Below are 17387 nucleotides of genomic sequence, written 5' to 3'. Positions count from 1 at the left end.
TAAAGTTTCACTTTATCTAATGATGTATATGAAGAAAATCGATCGGTTTAAATGTATTTTGAACATTGTACTCCATCAATCAGCGTTAGTAAAGTAGAAATGTTTAGGAGAAGAAAAATTTTATAGACATAAAAGGTCACCTTAGTTTTTTTTCTAAGGTGACCTTTTATTGTTTATTTTTTTAATCCTTGCTCCAGTGTTCCTAACATTTCGTGTTTTTCATTTTCATCAGCATTTTTCCAAATGACTTCGAATAAAACGCCAAGACCTGGAAGCATTTTTTCTTCACCGCTTTGAATTGCATCGACAATCGTTTCTTGTAATTGGTCTTGTGAATTTCCAGATACATTTGCTAATACAGCGCCGCGTAAATTAAAACTCATTATCTTCACCTCTTCTTCAGAATTGAAACTGACGTTAGTTTTTGTTCTTTTTTATGTAAATATGTATGAAAAATAGGCTATAATGATAAGACAAGAAGAGAGGGAAATACATATTATGAAAAACATTGATTCAGTACAAAACCCGCGTGTGAAGCAGTGGAAAAAGCTGCAGACGAAAAAAGAGCGCGATAACAAAGGTTTATTTTTTGTAGAAGGATTCCATTTAGTAGAGGAAGCGTTAAAGGCAGGAGTTGTAACAGAACTTATCGTTTCAGATCAGACAGATCTTCCGAAAGATTGGACAGTTAATGATGTTGAAATGTATATTGTGCCTGAAGCAATTGTAAAAGTACTTCGCGAAACAGAAACAACGCAAGGCGTATTTGCTGTTTGTGAGAAACATGAGAAAGAAGTAGCTCTTACTGATGGGAAATTTCTTTTATTAGACGGCCTTCAAGACCCAGGTAATTTGGGAACGATTATTCGTACAGCTGATGCAGCTGGTATTCATGCCGTTGTGCTTGGAGAAGGGTGCGTTGATGTTTATAATAGTAAAGTATTACGCTCTACACAAGGTTCTATTTTTCACTTACCGATTGTAAAAGGGAACTTAGAAGAATGGGTAGACAAGTTAAAAGAAAATAACGTCCCTGTATATGGAACGGCTCTTGAAAATGGAGTTCCGTATGGTGAAGTAACACCGGCCGGAAGTTTTGCATTAATTGTAGGAAATGAAGGAAGCGGCGTACGCCAAGAAATTCTTGCGAAAAGTGATCAAAACTTGTATATTCCGATTTACGGAGGGGCAGAATCATTAAATGTTGCGGTTGCAGCAGGGATTTTAACGTATTATTTACAAAGCCCAGTTGCGAACAAATAAAAAACTTCTTATAATAAGTTGAAGTATATGTTCGTAATGAACATACAATAAAAGTTAAATAACGAAAAACGTTGATAGAGAAGAGTAGCTTACAAAATCGCCATATAGGGAGAGAGTGCCGTAGACTGAAAGCATTCTTATGGTAGATGGAAGTGAATTCACCTCTGGAGTTGGCGCCAGGACCATTTATATGTAAAGGCGTTCCGGTCAGAATTGATCGTTATAACTAATGAGTGGGCAGACTTGTTCTGTCAATTTAGGGTGGTACCGCGAATTTACCTCGTCCCTTTTTGGGAGCGAGGTTTTTTTATTTTTAAAATTAGGAGGGTTCCAAATGGAAGCACGTTTAAAAGAGCTAAAGCAAAAAGCGTTAGAGCTTATTGAAGAAGCGAAAGAGCTAAAGGGCTTAAACGACGTACGCGTAGCGTATTTAGGGAAAAAAGGTCCAATTACAGAAGTATTACGCGGCATGGGAAAATTATCAGCAGAAGAGCGTCCACGTATGGGAGCATTAGTAAATGAAGTACGTGAAGCGATTCAAACGCGTCTAGAAGACAAAATTGGCAACTTAGAAAAAGCAGTAATTGAAGCGAAATTAGCTACTGAAACAATTGATGTTACACTGCCAGGTCGTCCTGTTGAAACAGGTTGTCACCATCCGTTAACAGCAGTTGTTGAGCAAATTGAAGATGTATTTATCGGTATGGGTTATGAAGTAGCTGAAGGAACAGAAGTAGAAAAAGATTACTACAACTTCGAAGCATTAAACTTACCGAAAGATCATCCAGCGCGTGATATGCAAGATACATTCTACATCACAGAAGAAACGTTATTACGTACACATACATCTTCTGTGCAAGCACGTACGATGGAAAAGAATGCAGAAAAAGGACCGATTAAAATTATTTGTCCTGGTAAAGTGTATCGCCGCGATGACGATGATGCGACGCATTCACACCAGTTCATGCAAATTGAAGGTCTTGTAATTGATAAAAACATTCGCATGAGTGACTTAAAAGGTACACTGCAAGTATTCGTGAAAAAGATGTTCGGTGAAGATCGTGAAATCCGTCTTCGTCCAAGTTTCTTCCCATTCACAGAGCCATCTGTAGAGATGGATATTTCTTGTATGATGTGTCACGGTAAAGGTTGCGGTACTTGTAAAGGGACTGGCTGGATTGAAATTTTAGGCGCAGGTATGGTTCATCCGAACGTACTTGAAATGGCTGGTTATGATTCAAAAGAATATCAAGGTTTCGCATTCGGTATGGGCGCAGAGCGTATCGCAATGTTGAAATACGGCGTTGATGACATTCGTCATTTCTATACAAATGATGTACGTTTCTTACAACAATTCAAACGAGCGTAAGGGAAGGAGAGGATAAATATGTTCGTATCATATCGTTGGTTACAAGAGTATGTAGATATTAAAGATGTAACAGCACAAGAACTAGCAGACAAAATCACGAAAAGTGGTATTGAAGTAGAAGGCGTTGAAGTATTAAATAAAGGTGTAAAAGGTGTTGTAGTTGGTCACGTATTAGAATGTGAAAAACACCCAGAAGCTGATAAATTAAGCAAATGCTTAATCGATATCGGTGAAGAAGAGCCAGTTCAAATTATTTGTGGAGCTGCTAACATTGCAAAAGGCTTAAAAGTACCAGTTGCAAAAGTTGGCGCTGTACTTCCTGGTAACTTCAAAATTAAAAAAGCAAAACTACGCGGGGAAGCTTCTCACGGTATGGTTTGTGCTCTTCAAGAGCTTGGTATTGATGGGAAATTCGTTGCGAAAGAATATGCAGACGGTATCTTCATCTTCCCAAGTGATGCTGAAGTTGGTGCAGATGCACTTGAAATTTTAAACTTACATGATGAAGTGCTTGAGCTTGGTTTAACACCAAACCGTGCAGATTGCTTAAACATGTTAGGTGTTGCATATGAAGTAGCTGCTATTTACGGCCGTGAAGTAAAACTTCCAGCTATCAACTTACAAGAATCAGCAGAAAAAACAGCTGATTACATTTCTGTAAGTGTAGAAGCGAAAGAAGAAAACCCGTTATACATTGCAAAAATGGTGAAGAACGTAAAGATTGGTCCATCACCAATGTGGATGCAAACTCGCCTTATGGCAGCTGGCATTCGTCCAATTAGTAATGTAGTTGATATTACAAACTACATTTTAATGGAATACGGTCAACCGTTACATGCGTTCGATTACGATAAATTAGGTTCAAAAGAAATCGTTGTTCGTCTAGCTAAAGAAGACGAAAAGATTCAAACATTAGATGATCAAGAGCGTAAATTACAAAGCCACCACCTTGTTATTACAAACGGTGAAAAAGCTTTAGCTGTTGCTGGTGTAATGGGCGGGGCGGATTCTGAAGTTGATAGCGAGACAGTAAACGTTCTAATTGAGTCTGCATACTTTGCAGGTCAAACAGTGCGCCGTACATCAAAAGACTTAGGTCTTCGTAGCGAATCAAGTGCACGTTTTGAAAAAGGAATCGACCCAACACGTACATTTGAAGCGATTCAACACGCAGCTGCTTTAATGGCAAAATACGCTGGCGGAGAAGCACTTGAAGGTGTAGTAGAAGCTGATAACTTACAAGTACAAGAACGTACAGTATCTGTTACAGCTGAAAAAGTAAACCGTGTATTAGGTACAGATATTGCTGCGAGCGAAATGGGTACAATGTTCACAAACTTAAAATTCCCATTCACAGAAGTAGAAGGAACATTCCATGTGAATGTACCGGCACGTCGTCCTGACATTACAATTTCAGAAGACTTAGTAGAAGAAGTAGGTCGTCTGTATGGTTATGATCACATTCCAGTTACATTACCATCTGGAACAATGACACGTGGTAAATTAACATCAGCACAAACGAAACGTCGTAAAGTACGCCGCTTCCTAGAAGGTGCTGGTTTATATGAAGCAATCACATATTCATTAACAAGTGCTGACAAAGCGAAACAATACATGGTTGAACCAAACGAAAAAGCTCCTGTAAATCTTGCGCTTCCAATGAGCGAAGAGCGTAGCCAACTTCGTTTAAGTTTAGTACCACAATTGTTAGAAGCAGTTTCATACAATGTTGCACGTAAAAACGATAGCGTTGCTTTATATGAAGTGGGTTCTATCTTCTTACCAACAGAAGCAGGAGAACTTCCGAAAGAAGAACAACATCTTGCAGGTGTTATGACAGGTCTTGCTCTTCACCATGCATGGCAAGGTGAGAAGAAAGTTGTAGACTTCTTCGTTGTTAAAGGTGTATTAGAAGGATTATTCGACGTACTTGGCGTTGCAAACCAAATCACTTATGCACCAGCAAAACGTGAAGGTATGCACCCAGGCCGTACAGCTGACATAGTATTAGATGGTGAAGCAATCGGATTCATCGGTCAATTGCACCCGGAAACAGAAAAACAATTAGATGTGAAAAATACATTCGTATTCGAATTATCTCTTGCAAAAGTATTCGGTGCAGACGCTGAGGAAACTTACTACTTAGCAATTCCACGTTTCCCATCTATGACACGTGATATGGCTGTTGTAGTAACAACAGAAACAAAAGCTGGTGAAATGAAGCAAGTAATTGCTGAAGCTGGCGGAGAACTTCTAAAAGAAGTAACACTATTCGACTTATACGAAGGTGAAAAAATGGAAGAAGGCAAGAAATCACTTGCATTCTCTATGAACTACTTCGATGCAGAACGTACATTAACAGACGAAGAAGTAACAGAAGCACATAGCCGTGTATTAACAGCGGTAGAAGAGAAATTTGGTGCGGAGTTACGTAAGTAATAAAAGATTGCCGGATTAATTCCGGCAATTTTTTTTTATGATGCGATTGTCGAAAGTTGTCGGTAAGTCGATATATTATAAAAATCGCTGATATATTTTCTGGCATCTTGCATCTTTCCCTCGAATGTAGTACATTAATTTTAGTTTAACAAAATGAAAGACGATGATAAGGAAAAGTAGTATATACTATAATCCATAGCGAGTCAGGGACGGTGAGAGCCTGATGAGGCGGTATATATGAAGAACACCTTGGAGTTGCTAACCGAAATTGGATCTTGTATTCAAGAGTAGACTTAGACGGGAATCCGGCCTGTTACAAACCGGGAAGTATGTATTACATACGAGTTAAAGTTGGTCTTTATGACAAATTGGGTGGTACCGCGAAGTTTAACCTTTCGTCCCTTTATGGATGAAAGGTTTTTTTGTATTTAAATATATGAGTAAAGGAGAATTTTACTATGGAAAACACATTAGTAAAAAGTCTGTATAGAGATACAGATAAATACGCAGATCAAAAAGTACAAGTATCGGGTTGGATTCGTAACTTACGTGATTCAAAAGCATTTGGTTTCATCGAATTAAACGACGGTAGCTTCTTCAAAGGTGTTCAAATCGTTTTTGATACAGAATTAGAGAACTTCAAAGAAATTGCAAAGCTTCCACTAAGCTCTTCAGTTAAAGTAGAAGGTAAAGTAATTGCAACACCTGGAGCGAAGCAACCATTTGAAATTAAAGCAGAAAAAATTGATATCGAGGGCTTATCAGATTCTGATTACCCACTTCAAAAGAAGCGTCACACGTTTGAATACTTACGTACAATCGCTCACTTACGTCCAAGAACAAATGCATTCTCTGCAACATTCCGCGTGCGTTCTATCGCAGCATTTGCAATTCACCAATTCTTCCAAGAGCGTGGATTTGTACATGTTCACACACCAATTATCACTGGTAGTGATACAGAAGGTGCAGGCGAAATGTTCCGCGTAACAACGCAAGATTTAAATAACGTACCTAAAGGTGAAGACGGACAAGTTGACGAATCAAAAGACTTCTTCGGTAAAGAAACAAACTTAACAGTAAGTGGACAGCTGAATGCTGAAGCTTATGCGTTAGCGTTCCGTGATGTGTACACATTCGGACCTACATTCCGTGCAGAAAACTCAAACACAACTCGCCACGCAGCGGAGTTCTGGATGGTTGAGCCTGAGATTGCATTCGCTGAATTAGGCGATGTAATGGATCTTACAGAAGATATGCTGAAATATGCAATGAAATACGTACTAGAGCATGCACCAGAAGAAATGGACTTCTTCAACAGCTTCGTTGATAAAACAGTTCTAGAGCGCATGAACAACGTGATCAACTCTGACTTCGGTCGCATCACTTATACAGAAGCAATTAAAGTACTTCAAGAATCAGGTGCTGAATTTAAATACCCAGTAGAATGGGGTATTGACTTACAAACAGAGCACGAAAGATACTTATCAGAAGAAATCTTCAAACGCCCTGTATTCGTAACTGACTATCCGAAAGACATTAAAGCATTCTACATGCGTATGAACGAAGATGGTAAAACAGTAGCAGCTACTGACCTTCTAGTTCCTGGCATCGGCGAATTAATCGGCGGTAGCCAACGTGAAGAAAGAATGGACGTTTTAGTAGACAGAATTAAAGAATTAGGTATGAACGAAGAGGACTACTGGTGGTACTTAGAACTTAGAAAATACGGCGGTACAAAACACGCTGGATTCGGTCTAGGATTCGAGCGCTTCCTAATGTACATCACTGGTATGGCTAACATCCGTGACGTAATTCCATTCCCAAGAACTCCAGGTTCTTCTGAATTCTAAAAACAAAAAAGCGAGAGCAGTTGCTCTCGCTTTTTTTGTTTGGAAAAATGTTGTTCATAGGTTCGTTCGTATCTCACATATAGTAAAACGAATGAAATATTTATGGGCAAGGGAAAGGGGTTTTGGCTCGATGGGGGAGATTACAAGTCATACAAAGTGGACACTGCATGACAAGTATGTGGTGATTACTGGTGCAACAAGTGGTATTGGATTAGCGGCAGCTAAGGCATTTGCAGAGCGCGGTGCCAAACTTGGAATCATTGCACGTAACGAGGAAAAAGCGAATGCTGCTATTGCTCAAATTAAGGATGTAACGAATGAGGATGTGATGATAGATCTATTTTTAGCTGATATGGCTTCCCAACAATCTATACGCCGGGTAGCTACTGATATTTTAGAAAGGTGTCCGAGAATAGATATATTAGTGAATAATGCTGGTGCTTTATTTCAAACAAGGCAGCTTACAGAGGACGATTTGGAGATGACTTGGGCGGTTAACCATTTAGGTCCATTCCTAATCACTAATTTGCTGTTGGAGCGTTTAAAAGAAAGTGCTCCTGCTCGTGTTATCACCACCGCATCTCACGGTCACAAAATGGCTAAAAAGGGAATTGATTTCGGTGATTTAGATGCAGAACAACTTTATCGTGGTGTTAAGAAATTCATGGGTGGTCCTACAATGCGTTATGCTCAATCAAAACTAGCAAATATTTTATTTACCGCTGAATTGGCAAAGCGGTTGGAGGGGACGGGTGTTAGTGCATACAGCTTCGATCCAGGGCTAGTGGCTACGAATTTCAACCAGGACAATGGTCTAGTTGCTCGCTTAACTATGGCAGCAATGAAACCTTTCTCTCGTACACCCGAGAAAGGTGCTGAAACTCTAATATGGCTAGCAGAATCAACTGAATTTACTGATCATAGTGTTTATTACTATGCCGATAAGCAAATAGGAAAAATGTCTGAAGCTGCCTTGGATAAGGATGCCGCAAAACGTCTATGGGACATTAGTGAAAAACAGACAGGAGGATAAAAGAGTAGCCAGTATATGTTCAGATGGTTATGCTGAATAGTTTTTTACTCTTAAGTGAAAAGTAATCTTGGGGGTGATTGTAATGAGTAAGAAAGTGAAAACAGACCATTCTAGATCAAGCTTAGGTTCTCCGGAAGTGGAAGGACAAGGAACGACTACGCATGAAACGGGTTCTTATAAAGTACCTTCATCAAATAAGAAGCAGAAACGAAGTTAAACATAAAAAGGGAGTCATGGAGACTCTCTTTTTTAGGTGAATAGTAAATGAATATATATCAGACTGAATTTAAAAATATAGATATACAGAAGGAGTGCGACAAAAATAGGAACGTGTGAGATCCTATGTATCCATTTTTCATTCATAAAAGGCGAAAAGAATTCAATTCTTTTCGCCTTGTTTAGTTCATCCATATCCTGTCGATACTAAAAAGTAGTTATTTTTTCAGTAACCGAAACGCCTTCTCTGTATTAGCAAAATGCACTTTCACAAACTCAGGTAGTCTTTCTTTACCGACTTTTTGAATTAATTTAGCAGCGGCAATATCAACTTGTTTACCAGCACCTTTCGGAAGTGGCATACCAGCTTTTTTGCTTAGTTCGTCAAATTGTTTTACGAATGAGTAACGAGCCAAAATGGAAGCAGCAGCTACAGCTAAGTGAACGCTCTCACCTTTTGTAGCGAAGTAAACATTTTCACGCTGTACCTGTTTTTGTTTCGCTAAATATTTATAGTATGTATCAGGCTGTGTAAATTGGTCGATTAAGATGCCTTCTGGTTTTGTAGGTGCTATTTTCGCTAGTAAGTTTGTAATTGCCTTATTATGTAGTAAAGCTTTTAGTTTACCTTGGTTGTTTCCTTTATCAAATAGCTCATTATATTTTTCATTGTGAAGAACGAGAGAGCTATAAGGAACAACGTGAAGGAGTTGTTTTGCAATTTCAGCAATTTGAGCATCATTTAAGTTTTTGGAGTCTTTTACACCGAGTTCTTTTAAAAGTGGAATTTGCTTTGCATCCACATATACAGCAACTACTGTCATCGGTCCGAAGTAATCACCAGTACCTACTTCGTCTGATCCTAAAATAGACATTGTGCCGATGGAAGCGGGCGGCGCATAACGATGTGAATTGACCGATTTTTTTACAGCTGATTTTGGTGTTTGAGAGACAGTTTGCCAACGAGAAGCTTCTGCTTCAGCACGTCCACCTTGAAACATCACTTTTCCTGATTTATAAGCTGTAATTGTGCAAGATGGAACTTTTGCCATAAAGATACCGCCTTGCGGAATTTTGGGGCTAAGTGCTTGTTTGTATTGTTGTTTCATGTCTTCAATTACTGTAGAACTTGTTTGTATTACGATAGAATTTGACAAAATGGTCGCTCCTTTTTTATGTTGTTATTTTTATCATATCGGATTGTTCTTTCTGTTTCCATATTATGATGGTTCATGGTATGATAAACTTTAGGATTCTGTACGTGATTGGAGGCCGGTGAGTTGTCACAACAAAAGGGAAATAAAAGTCGAATTAATGTAGAAATATATGGTCAACAATATTCAGTTGTTGGCGATGAAAGTACAAGTCATATCCGCATGGTAGCAGCGATTGTGGATGATAAAATGCGCGAACTCAATGCCAAGAATCCTTCGCTTGATACGAGTAGACTAGCGGTATTGACGGCGGTAAACGTCATACACGATTACATAAAATTAAAAGAAGAACATGAGAAATTGAAAGAAAGTATGACACAAAAAGGAATTGAATAAACATGATTGATATTATTATCATTTTATTGCTTGTTATGGGATTCTTCCTCGGTTTACGCAGAGGATTTATTTTGCAACTTGTAAAGTTAACAAGCTTTATTATCGCATACCTCGTTGCATACTGGTATTGTAAAGATTTAGCGCCAGCACTTGCGAAAATTATTCCGTATCCATTTGATAAGAATGTTTCTGTTCCAGAATGGATAGATGCGAATAATATTGAGGGTGTCTTCTATCAAGCAATTGCGTTTATCGTATTATTTATTATTACAAAAATCGCACTTTCACTACTTGGTAATTTACTGAATATGTTTGCAGAAATCCCAGTTTTAAAGCAAGTCAATGCGGTTGCTGGGGCACTTCTTGGCTTTTTAGAAGTGTATATCATTCTGTTTGTCTTAATTATTGTTGGATCAATTCTTCCAATTGAACAAATACAAACACCATTACAAAAATCATCAATTAGCAAAATAATTGTAGACGATACACCGATTCTTTCTGAAAAGGTGAAGGAACTATGGCAGACAGGTAGCAGAGTGTAACTTCTCTTTTTTCGGAAAGAGAAGTTTTTTTTCTATGAAAGAAAGGCGGGGCAATGATGAAAGTGAATAAAAAACAAGTTATCAAATTACTAGAGACAATCGGCCTGTTTATGGAACTAAAGGGCGCGAATCCATTTAAAATATCTGCATTCCGTAAAGCGGCGGCAGCACTAGAAAGTGATGACCGTAGTCTTTCTGAAATTGAAGATTTCACAAAGATTCCAGGTATCGGAAAAGGAACGGCAGCAGTTATTCAAGAATATATAGAATCGGGAACATCTGAAGTACTACAAGAACTTGAAAAAGAAGTACCAAGCAGTTTATTACCACTATTAAAACTACCAGGCCTTGGTGGTAAGAAGGTGGCCAAGTTATACAAAGAACTTGGTGTTGTTGATATGGAAACGTTAAAAGCTGTTTGTGAAGAAAATAAAGTACAAGCTTTAGCTGGATTCGGTAAGAAAACAGAAGAGAAAATATTAGAAGCAATTGATCAAGTAGGCTCTCGTCCAGAGCGTTTACCAATTGCGATGGTATTGCCTATTGCCGGGGAAATAGAGGAGAAATTGTCGAATGTTGCTGAAATAATCCGTTTCTCACGTGCTGGTAGTTTACGCCGTGTTCGTGAGACAGTGAAGGACTTAGATTTCATCATTGCAACGACAGAGCCAGCAGTAGTACGTGAACATTTACTACAATTTGATAATATGATTGAAGTGATTGCAAGTGGAGATACGAAAGTATCTGTTCGTCTTCAATATGAATATGATATTTCAATTGACTTCCGCTTAGTAAAACCAGAAGAATTTATTACAACTCTTCACCATTTCACAGGATCAAAAGATCATAACGTAAAAATGCGCCAAATTGCGAAAGATAGAGGCGAGAAAATTAGTGAGTATGGTGTAGAAAACTTAGAAACAGGTGAAGTGAAAACATTTGAAACGGAAGAGGAGTTCTTCGCTCATTTCGGTCTTCCATTCATCCCACCAGAAGTGCGTGAAGATGGAAAAGAAATTGAATTAATTAAAGAGTATCCGAACTTAATTCAGTTCTCTCATATACAAGGTGATTTACATATGCATACAACATGGAGTGACGGTGCCTTTTCAATTGAAGAAATGGTACAAGCATGCCGCGCTCGTGGATATAAATTTATGGCAATTACTGATCACTCGCAATACTTGAAAGTAGCGAACGGTTTAACGAAAGAGCGTCTTCGTGAACAAGCGAAAGAAATTGAACGTATGAATGAAAAGTATCCAGACATTACAATTTTGCGCGGAATCGAAATGGACATTTTACCAGATGCGACACTTGATTTTGATGATGAAGTATTAGCAGAACTAGATTATGTCATTGGAGCCATTCACTCTAGCTTCTCACAAGACCGTGAAACGATTATGAAACGACTTCGTACTGCACTTGAGAATAAACATGTGACAATGATTGCTCATCCGACAGGACGTCTTCTTGGGCGCCGTGAGGGTTACGATGTAGATACAGATTTATTAATCCAGCTCGCAAAAGAAACAAATACAGTTTTAGAATTAAATGCAAATCCAAACCGCCTAGATTTAAGCGCGAAATTATTAAAACAAGCACAAGATGCTGGTGTAAAAGTAGCGATTAATACGGATGCCCATACACTTGAAATGTTAGAAGATATGGAAACAGGTGTAGCAGCAGCGCGTAAAGGTTGGATTCAAAAAGATAATGTGATTAACACATGGGATATTGAACGTTTATTAGACTATATTAAACGTAATAAGTAATACAGGGGGGACCTGCAACATGTTAGAAAGAACGTTGCGTGTATTAGAATACAATAAAGTAAAAGAACAATTACTTGAACATACAGCATCTTCACTTGGTCGTGATAAAGTGAAGAATTTAGTGCCAAGCACAAATTTTGAAGAGATTGTGGAACTGCAAGAAACAACGGATGAGGCAGCGAAAGTTATCCGTTTAAAAGGACATGTACCACTTGGAGGGATTTCTGATATTCGTTCAAATATTAAGCGTGCGAAAATTGGAAGTATGTTAAGTCCTCATGAATTAATTGAAATCGCAAGTACGATGTACGGTAGTCGCCAAATGAAACGTTTCATTGACGATATGATTGACAACGGTGTTGAGCTTCCAATTTTAGAAACACATGTCGCGCAAATTGTGTCTTTATATGATTTAGAAAAGAAGATTACAAATTGTATTGGTGACGGCGGTGAAGTAGTCGATAGCGCAAGTGACAAATTGCGTGGTATTCGTAACCAAATTCGTACTGCGGAAAGCCGTATTCGTGAGAAATTAGAAAACATGACGCGTTCTTCAAACGCGCAAAAAATGTTATCAGATGCAATTGTAACGATTCGTAACGAACGCTACGTAATCCCGGTAAAACAAGAATACCGCGGCGTATATGGTGGTATTGTTCACGATCAATCCGCTTCTGGACAAACATTATTTATCGAACCGCAAGTAATCGTGGAATTAAATAACGCACTTCAAGAAGCACGTGTGAAAGAAAAACAAGAAGTAGAACGCATTTTAATGATGTTAACGGAAGAAGTAGCAGTGGAAGCTGATATCGTTTTATCAAACGTAGAAGTAGTTGCAAATCTTGATTTTATTTTTGCGAAAGCTCTTTATGCGAAGCGAATTAAAGCGACGAAACCAATCGTAAATAATGAACGCTACATGGATTTAAAACAAGCACGCCATCCGCTTATCGATCCGGAAATTATCGTGCCAAATAACATTATGCTTGGTAAAGACTTTACAACAATCGTTATTACAGGACCGAATACAGGTGGTAAAACAGTTACACTTAAAACAGTCGGTATTTGTGTCTTAATGGCGCAATCTGGTCTTCATATTCCGGTAATGGATGAATCAGAGATATGTGTATTTAAAAACATCTTTGCTGATATCGGTGATGAGCAATCGATTGAACAAAATTTAAGTACATTCTCTTCTCATATGGTAAACATTGTAGATATTTTAGAAAAAGCTGATTTTGAAAGTTTAGTCCTATTTGATGAATTAGGTGCTGGGACAGATCCGCAAGAAGGGGCTGCACTAGCGATTTCTATTTTAGATGAAGTATGTAACCGCGGTGCTCGCGTTGTTGCAACGACGCATTACCCAGAATTAAAAGCATATGGATACAATCGTGAGCAAGTTATTAATGCGAGCGTTGAGTTCGATGTGAATACATTAAGCCCAACGTACAAATTATTAATCGGTGTACCAGGACGTAGTAACGCCTTTGAAATTTCGAAGCGTCTTGGTTTGTCTGATCGCGTTATTGATCGCGCTCGTAACCATATTAGTACAGATACGAATAAAATCGAAAATATGATTGCAAAGCTAGAAGAAAGCCAAAAAAATGCAGAGAGCGAACGAAAAGAAGCGGAAGAATATCGTAAGCAATCTGAAAAACTTCATCGTGAATTACAGCGTCAAATTATTGAATTTAACGATGAGCGCGATGAAAAATTATTAAAAGCGCAAAAAGAAGGGGAAGAAAAAGTCGAAGCTGCGAAGAAAGAAGCAGAAGGCATTATTCATGAACTTCGTCAATTGCGTAAAGCACAGCTTGTAAATGTGAAAGACCATGAGCTTATTGAAGCGAAGAGCCGTCTAGAAGGGGCAGCACCAGAGCTTGTGAAAAAACAAAAAGTAAATGTGAAAAATACAGCACCGAAACAACAATTACGACCAGGTGATGAAGTAAAAGTGTTAACGTTCGGTCAAAAAGGTCAATTGCTTAAAAAAGTAAGTGATACAGAGTGGAGCGTACAAATTGGTATTCTGAAGATGAAAGTGAAAGAATCCAATATGGAATACATTAATACACCGAAGCAAACTGAGAAAAAAGCAGTCGCAAGTGTGAAGGGTAGAGATTACCACGTTTCGTTAGAGCTTGATCTTCGCGGTGAACGTTATGAAGATGCAATGATGCGCGTTGAAAAATATTTAGACGATGCACAACTTGCAAGCTATCCTCGTGTGTCAATTATTCACGGTAAAGGAACAGGAGCACTTCGCCAAGGTGTACAAGATTACTTGAAGAAGCACCGCGGCGTGAAGAATTACCGTTACGGTGACATGGGCGAGGGAGGCCTAGGCGTAACAGTTGTCGAATTAAAATAGCAAACAACCAAACAAAAGGGGAAACCATTATATGTTTATGGACAAACTTGCAAAAGTATTGTTAGCTTGTTGCGGAATATTTTTGGTGATTGGGGTAATTTATTTAGTTGTTTTTGCGAAGTAAAGGAGCGTCAATCTTGGCATAATGATATTGCCATGGGTTGACGCTTTTAATCTATAAGAAAAGGAATAAAACATGAAAATCAACCAATACATAAGCGAAGCAAAATCCTGCTCAAGACGTGAAACAGACCGTCTCATTAAAGCAGGACGTGCCTGTATTAACGGTGAAGTATGTACGCACGGTGCACTCGTTAATGAAGGTGATATTGTAACGATTGATGGGCAAGTTATTGCAAAAGAAGAGAAAGAAAAAGTGTATATTGCCTTTCATAAACCAGTTGGCATTACTTGCACAGCAGCCGATCATATTGAAGATAATATTATTGATTATATCAATTATCCAGAGCGAATCTTTCCTGTTGGACGGTTAGATAAAGCATCGGAAGGACTTATTTTATTAACGAATGACGGTGCGATTGCCAATCAAATTTTACATGGTAATCATGAGCATGAGAAAGAATATATCGTTACCGTTGATAAGCCGTTTACAGACTGGTTTATTGATGAGATGTCCAGCGGTGTAAAGATTAAAGATGGAATGACGAAGCCATGTAAAGTGACGAGAGTTAATCAGTCTACATTCCGCATCGTTTTAACGCAAGGAATGAATAGGCAAATTCGTAGAATGAGCCGTGCTTTCGGGTTTACTGTAACAAAGCTAAAGCGAGTTCGCATTATGAATATAAAGCTAAATGGACTAGAATCTGGAAAATGGCGAAACATTACAGCTGACGAATTAGAAATATTAATAGGGCAGTTATAGGGAGAAAAGTTTTCTCCCTATATTTTTTTGTCAGAAAAAATAAAACTATTGATTTTTTAAAAAATAGCCCATATAATAAAAAACAACAAGTTTCGACAAAATATTTTATAAAAGTAATGATGAGGACATGAGTTGTTTTTGACGATTCTCAGAGAGGGAAGCCTTAGGCTGTGAGCTTCCTAATACGGAAAGACAAACTTACCACCTCTAAACTTCAAGAGTGAACTGCGTGATGCATTGTAATTCTTGGCGGATAAAACCGTTATCAATTTACACGAGCTATAAAATGAGCTTATTTTGTTATAAATTCATTTTATTAGAATAAGGGTGGAACCACGATTTCAACACTCGTCCCTTTGTTAGGGACGGGTGTTTTTTGCGTTCTTTTATAGGGAAGTATGCTTGAAAGAGGATATGTGACGGAATTTAATTCAGAATATTTTGTTAATCAGATAATTATTCAGGAGGTTAGTAGAAATGAAATCATCTTTAAAGTTTTCTGAGATGTTTGCAATAAGCTTAATGTTATTTGCACTGTTTTTCGGTGCAGGTAATATGATTTTCCCACCAGCGTTAGGACAAGGTGCTGGAACAGATGTATGGATCGCGTTATTTGGCTTTATCGTAACAGGTGTAGGACTGCCTTTATTAGGGGTTATTGTTATAGCTCTAAAGGGAGATATTAATGAATTAGCAGGACGTGTACATCCTATATTCGCACTTGTTTTTATCACTGCAATTTATTTATGTTTAGGCGTATTCGTAAGTGTTCCACGTACAGGAACAGTTGCTTACGAAATGAGTGTTGCACCGTTTTTACCAAGTGAAATAGCTGGTCAATCATATCCACTTGTTATCTTTACACTTATTTACTTTGCAGTAACGTTCTATTTAGCTTTAAACCCATCGAAATTAGTGGGACGCATCGGTAAAGTGTTAACTCCAATTTTGTTAGCTGTTATAGCAATTATCGTAGCGAAAGCAATTATTACGCCAATGGGAGAGTTTGGTGCACCGACAGAAGCGTATAGTGCTCCTCTTTTTAAAGGTTTTATCGACGGATATTTAACTTTAGATGGACTTGCAGCACTCGTTTTCGGAAATGTTGTCATTAGTGCTTTAAAAGCAAAAGGTATTACAAATAAGAACAGTATTGCGAAAGTAACAATCTTTGCAGGATTTATTGCAGCACTTGGTTTACTTCTTGTTTATTTGGCGCTTGCTTACCTTGGAGCTTCTAGTGTTTCACTTGGAATGGGAGCAAACGGAGGGATCATTTTAACAAACGTCGTAAATCATTTATTTGGTAATTACGGAATGTTATTACTAGGCATCGCAATTACAGCAGCATGTTTAACAACTTCTGTTGGTATTGTTGCAGCTTGTGGAGAATATTTCTCTTCGTTATTACCGAAGCTTTCTTATCAAAAAGTTGTTTTCATTTTTTGTGTATTAGCATTTATGGTAGCGAATCTTGGTTTAACTCAGTTAAATGCATTAGCATTGCCAATTTTAATTGCAATTTACCCAATTGGTATCGTATTGATCGTATTATCACTCGTTGAAAACTACGTTCGTCTTCCATTAGCGATGTATGTAGGTGGTATTGTAGGATCATTTGCGATTAGCTTCTTTGATGGATTACACAATGCAGATCTTCAAATTGCTGCACTAACACCTATTTTAGATAAAATTCCATTATATAGCGTAGGGATTGGTTGGTTAGTTCCAGGTATGATCGGTATAGGAATTGGTTATATAGTTTCTAAGTTTCAAAAGCAAGAAATTGCTGTAGAAAAATAGAGAAAAGAGGCTTTCTATGAAAGGAAGCCTCTTTTTTTGTAGAAAAAGCCGTATATAAAAAAATTTAGATATTAAAAAAATTATACGTAATATAGTTGACAATAAAATTAGCATTAGGCTAAGATTGACTTAGTTGTGGAAATATTGGAAGGGAAGTGAGGGAGCAGGGGAAGCGGTTTTCTATGACTATATCATTTTTGGAAGAAGAGGTGATAGAACAATAGAATTAGGTAGTTTATTTTTTTTGTAGTCTGTTGAGAATGATAATCAGTAAAGCGATT

The 17387-nt window shown here is 38.0% G+C and carries 14 protein-coding genes and 3 other annotated features; of the genes, 12 read left to right on the top strand and 2 right to left on the bottom strand.

Annotated features, from left to right (window positions below):
* Positions 1-173: 173 nt before the first annotated feature.
* The gene (gene sspI, locus V7038_RS12215; RefSeq protein ID WP_000009511.1) at positions 174-383 is read right to left on the bottom strand and encodes a small acid-soluble spore protein SspI; all 210 of its coding nucleotides are present in this window, start codon (positions 381-383) and stop codon (positions 174-176) included.
* 82 nt (positions 384-465) lie between these two features.
* Between sspI and V7038_RS12210 the strand changes: the two genes are divergently transcribed.
* From V7038_RS12210 to V7038_RS12185, 6 genes are all read left to right on the top strand, one after another.
* Positions 466-1263: a TrmH family RNA methyltransferase gene (locus V7038_RS12210; RefSeq protein WP_002112174.1), complete on the top strand. Its 798-nt coding sequence runs from the start codon at positions 466-468 to the stop codon at positions 1261-1263.
* Positions 1264-1325: 62 nt separating this feature from the next.
* Positions 1326-1554: a binding site (T-box leader), on the top strand.
* Positions 1555-1597: 43 nt separating this feature from the next.
* Positions 1598-2632 (top strand): phenylalanine--tRNA ligase subunit alpha, encoded by a 1035-nt coding sequence (gene pheS / locus V7038_RS12205; protein WP_002112173.1) that lies wholly within the window; start codon positions 1598-1600, stop codon positions 2630-2632.
* An 18-nt stretch (positions 2633-2650) separates the two neighbouring features.
* Positions 2651-5071, top strand: coding sequence for a phenylalanine--tRNA ligase subunit beta (gene pheT, locus V7038_RS12200; protein WP_002112171.1), 2421 nt, complete (start codon positions 2651-2653; stop codon positions 5069-5071).
* A gap of 154 nt (positions 5072-5225) precedes the next feature.
* Positions 5226-5477 (top strand) — a binding site (T-box leader).
* A 52-nt stretch (positions 5478-5529) separates the two neighbouring features.
* On the top strand, positions 5530-6921 hold the full coding sequence (gene asnS / locus V7038_RS12195) for an asparagine--tRNA ligase (protein ID WP_070170598.1): 1392 nt from the start codon (positions 5530-5532) through the stop codon (positions 6919-6921).
* 130 nt (positions 6922-7051) lie between these two features.
* Positions 7052-7954, top strand: coding sequence for an SDR family oxidoreductase (locus V7038_RS12190; RefSeq protein WP_070170597.1), 903 nt, complete (start codon positions 7052-7054; stop codon positions 7952-7954).
* Positions 7955-8036: 82 nt separating this feature from the next.
* Complete coding sequence (locus V7038_RS12185) at positions 8037-8171, top strand: YuzL family protein (protein ID WP_002112167.1); 135 nt, start codon at positions 8037-8039, stop codon at positions 8169-8171.
* A 217-nt stretch (positions 8172-8388) separates the two neighbouring features.
* On the opposite strand, the gene rnhC is transcribed toward V7038_RS12185, so the two are convergent.
* On the bottom strand, positions 8389-9327 hold the full coding sequence (gene rnhC, locus V7038_RS12180; RefSeq protein ID WP_335470358.1) for a ribonuclease HIII: 939 nt from the start codon (positions 9325-9327) through the stop codon (positions 8389-8391).
* 123 nt (positions 9328-9450) lie between these two features.
* Here rnhC and zapA point away from each other — a divergent pair, with 123 nt between their 5' ends.
* The 6 genes from zapA to brnQ6 all read left to right on the top strand — a co-directional run bounded on the left by zapA (position 9451) and on the right by brnQ6 (position 17106).
* Positions 9451-9720, top strand: coding sequence for a cell division protein ZapA (gene zapA, locus V7038_RS12175; protein ID WP_002112165.1), 270 nt, complete (start codon positions 9451-9453; stop codon positions 9718-9720).
* 2 nt (positions 9721-9722) lie between these two features.
* Positions 9723-10262 (top strand): CvpA family protein, encoded by a 540-nt coding sequence (locus V7038_RS12170; RefSeq protein WP_002015450.1) that lies wholly within the window; start codon positions 9723-9725, stop codon positions 10260-10262.
* 56 nt (positions 10263-10318) lie between these two features.
* Complete coding sequence (polX, locus tag V7038_RS12165; protein ID WP_002112162.1) at positions 10319-12037, top strand: DNA polymerase/3'-5' exonuclease PolX; 1719 nt, start codon at positions 10319-10321, stop codon at positions 12035-12037.
* 19 nt (positions 12038-12056) lie between these two features.
* Entirely contained in the window at positions 12057-14417 is a 2361-nt protein-coding gene (locus tag V7038_RS12160) for an endonuclease MutS2 (RefSeq protein WP_002112161.1), read from the top strand.
* 196 nt (positions 14418-14613) lie between these two features.
* Positions 14614-15303, top strand: a complete 690-nt coding sequence (locus tag V7038_RS12155; protein ID WP_002112159.1) for a 23S rRNA pseudouridine(2604) synthase RluF — start codon at positions 14614-14616, stop codon at positions 15301-15303.
* Positions 15304-15410: 107 nt separating this feature from the next.
* Positions 15411-15662, top strand: a binding site (T-box leader).
* A 118-nt stretch (positions 15663-15780) separates the two neighbouring features.
* Positions 15781-17106: a branched-chain amino acid transport system II carrier protein BrnQ6 gene (gene brnQ6, locus V7038_RS12150; RefSeq protein WP_002112158.1), complete on the top strand. Its 1326-nt coding sequence runs from the start codon at positions 15781-15783 to the stop codon at positions 17104-17106.
* Positions 17107-17387: the final 281 nt, after the last annotated feature.

Source organism: Bacillus sp. JJ783, from assembly GCF_036963225.1.
Lineage (GTDB): Bacteria > Bacillota > Bacilli > Bacillales > Bacillaceae_G > Bacillus_A > Bacillus_A cereus_U.
Note: the sequence above shows the minus strand (reverse complement) of the source record. Positions and strands in the feature narration are given on the sequence as shown.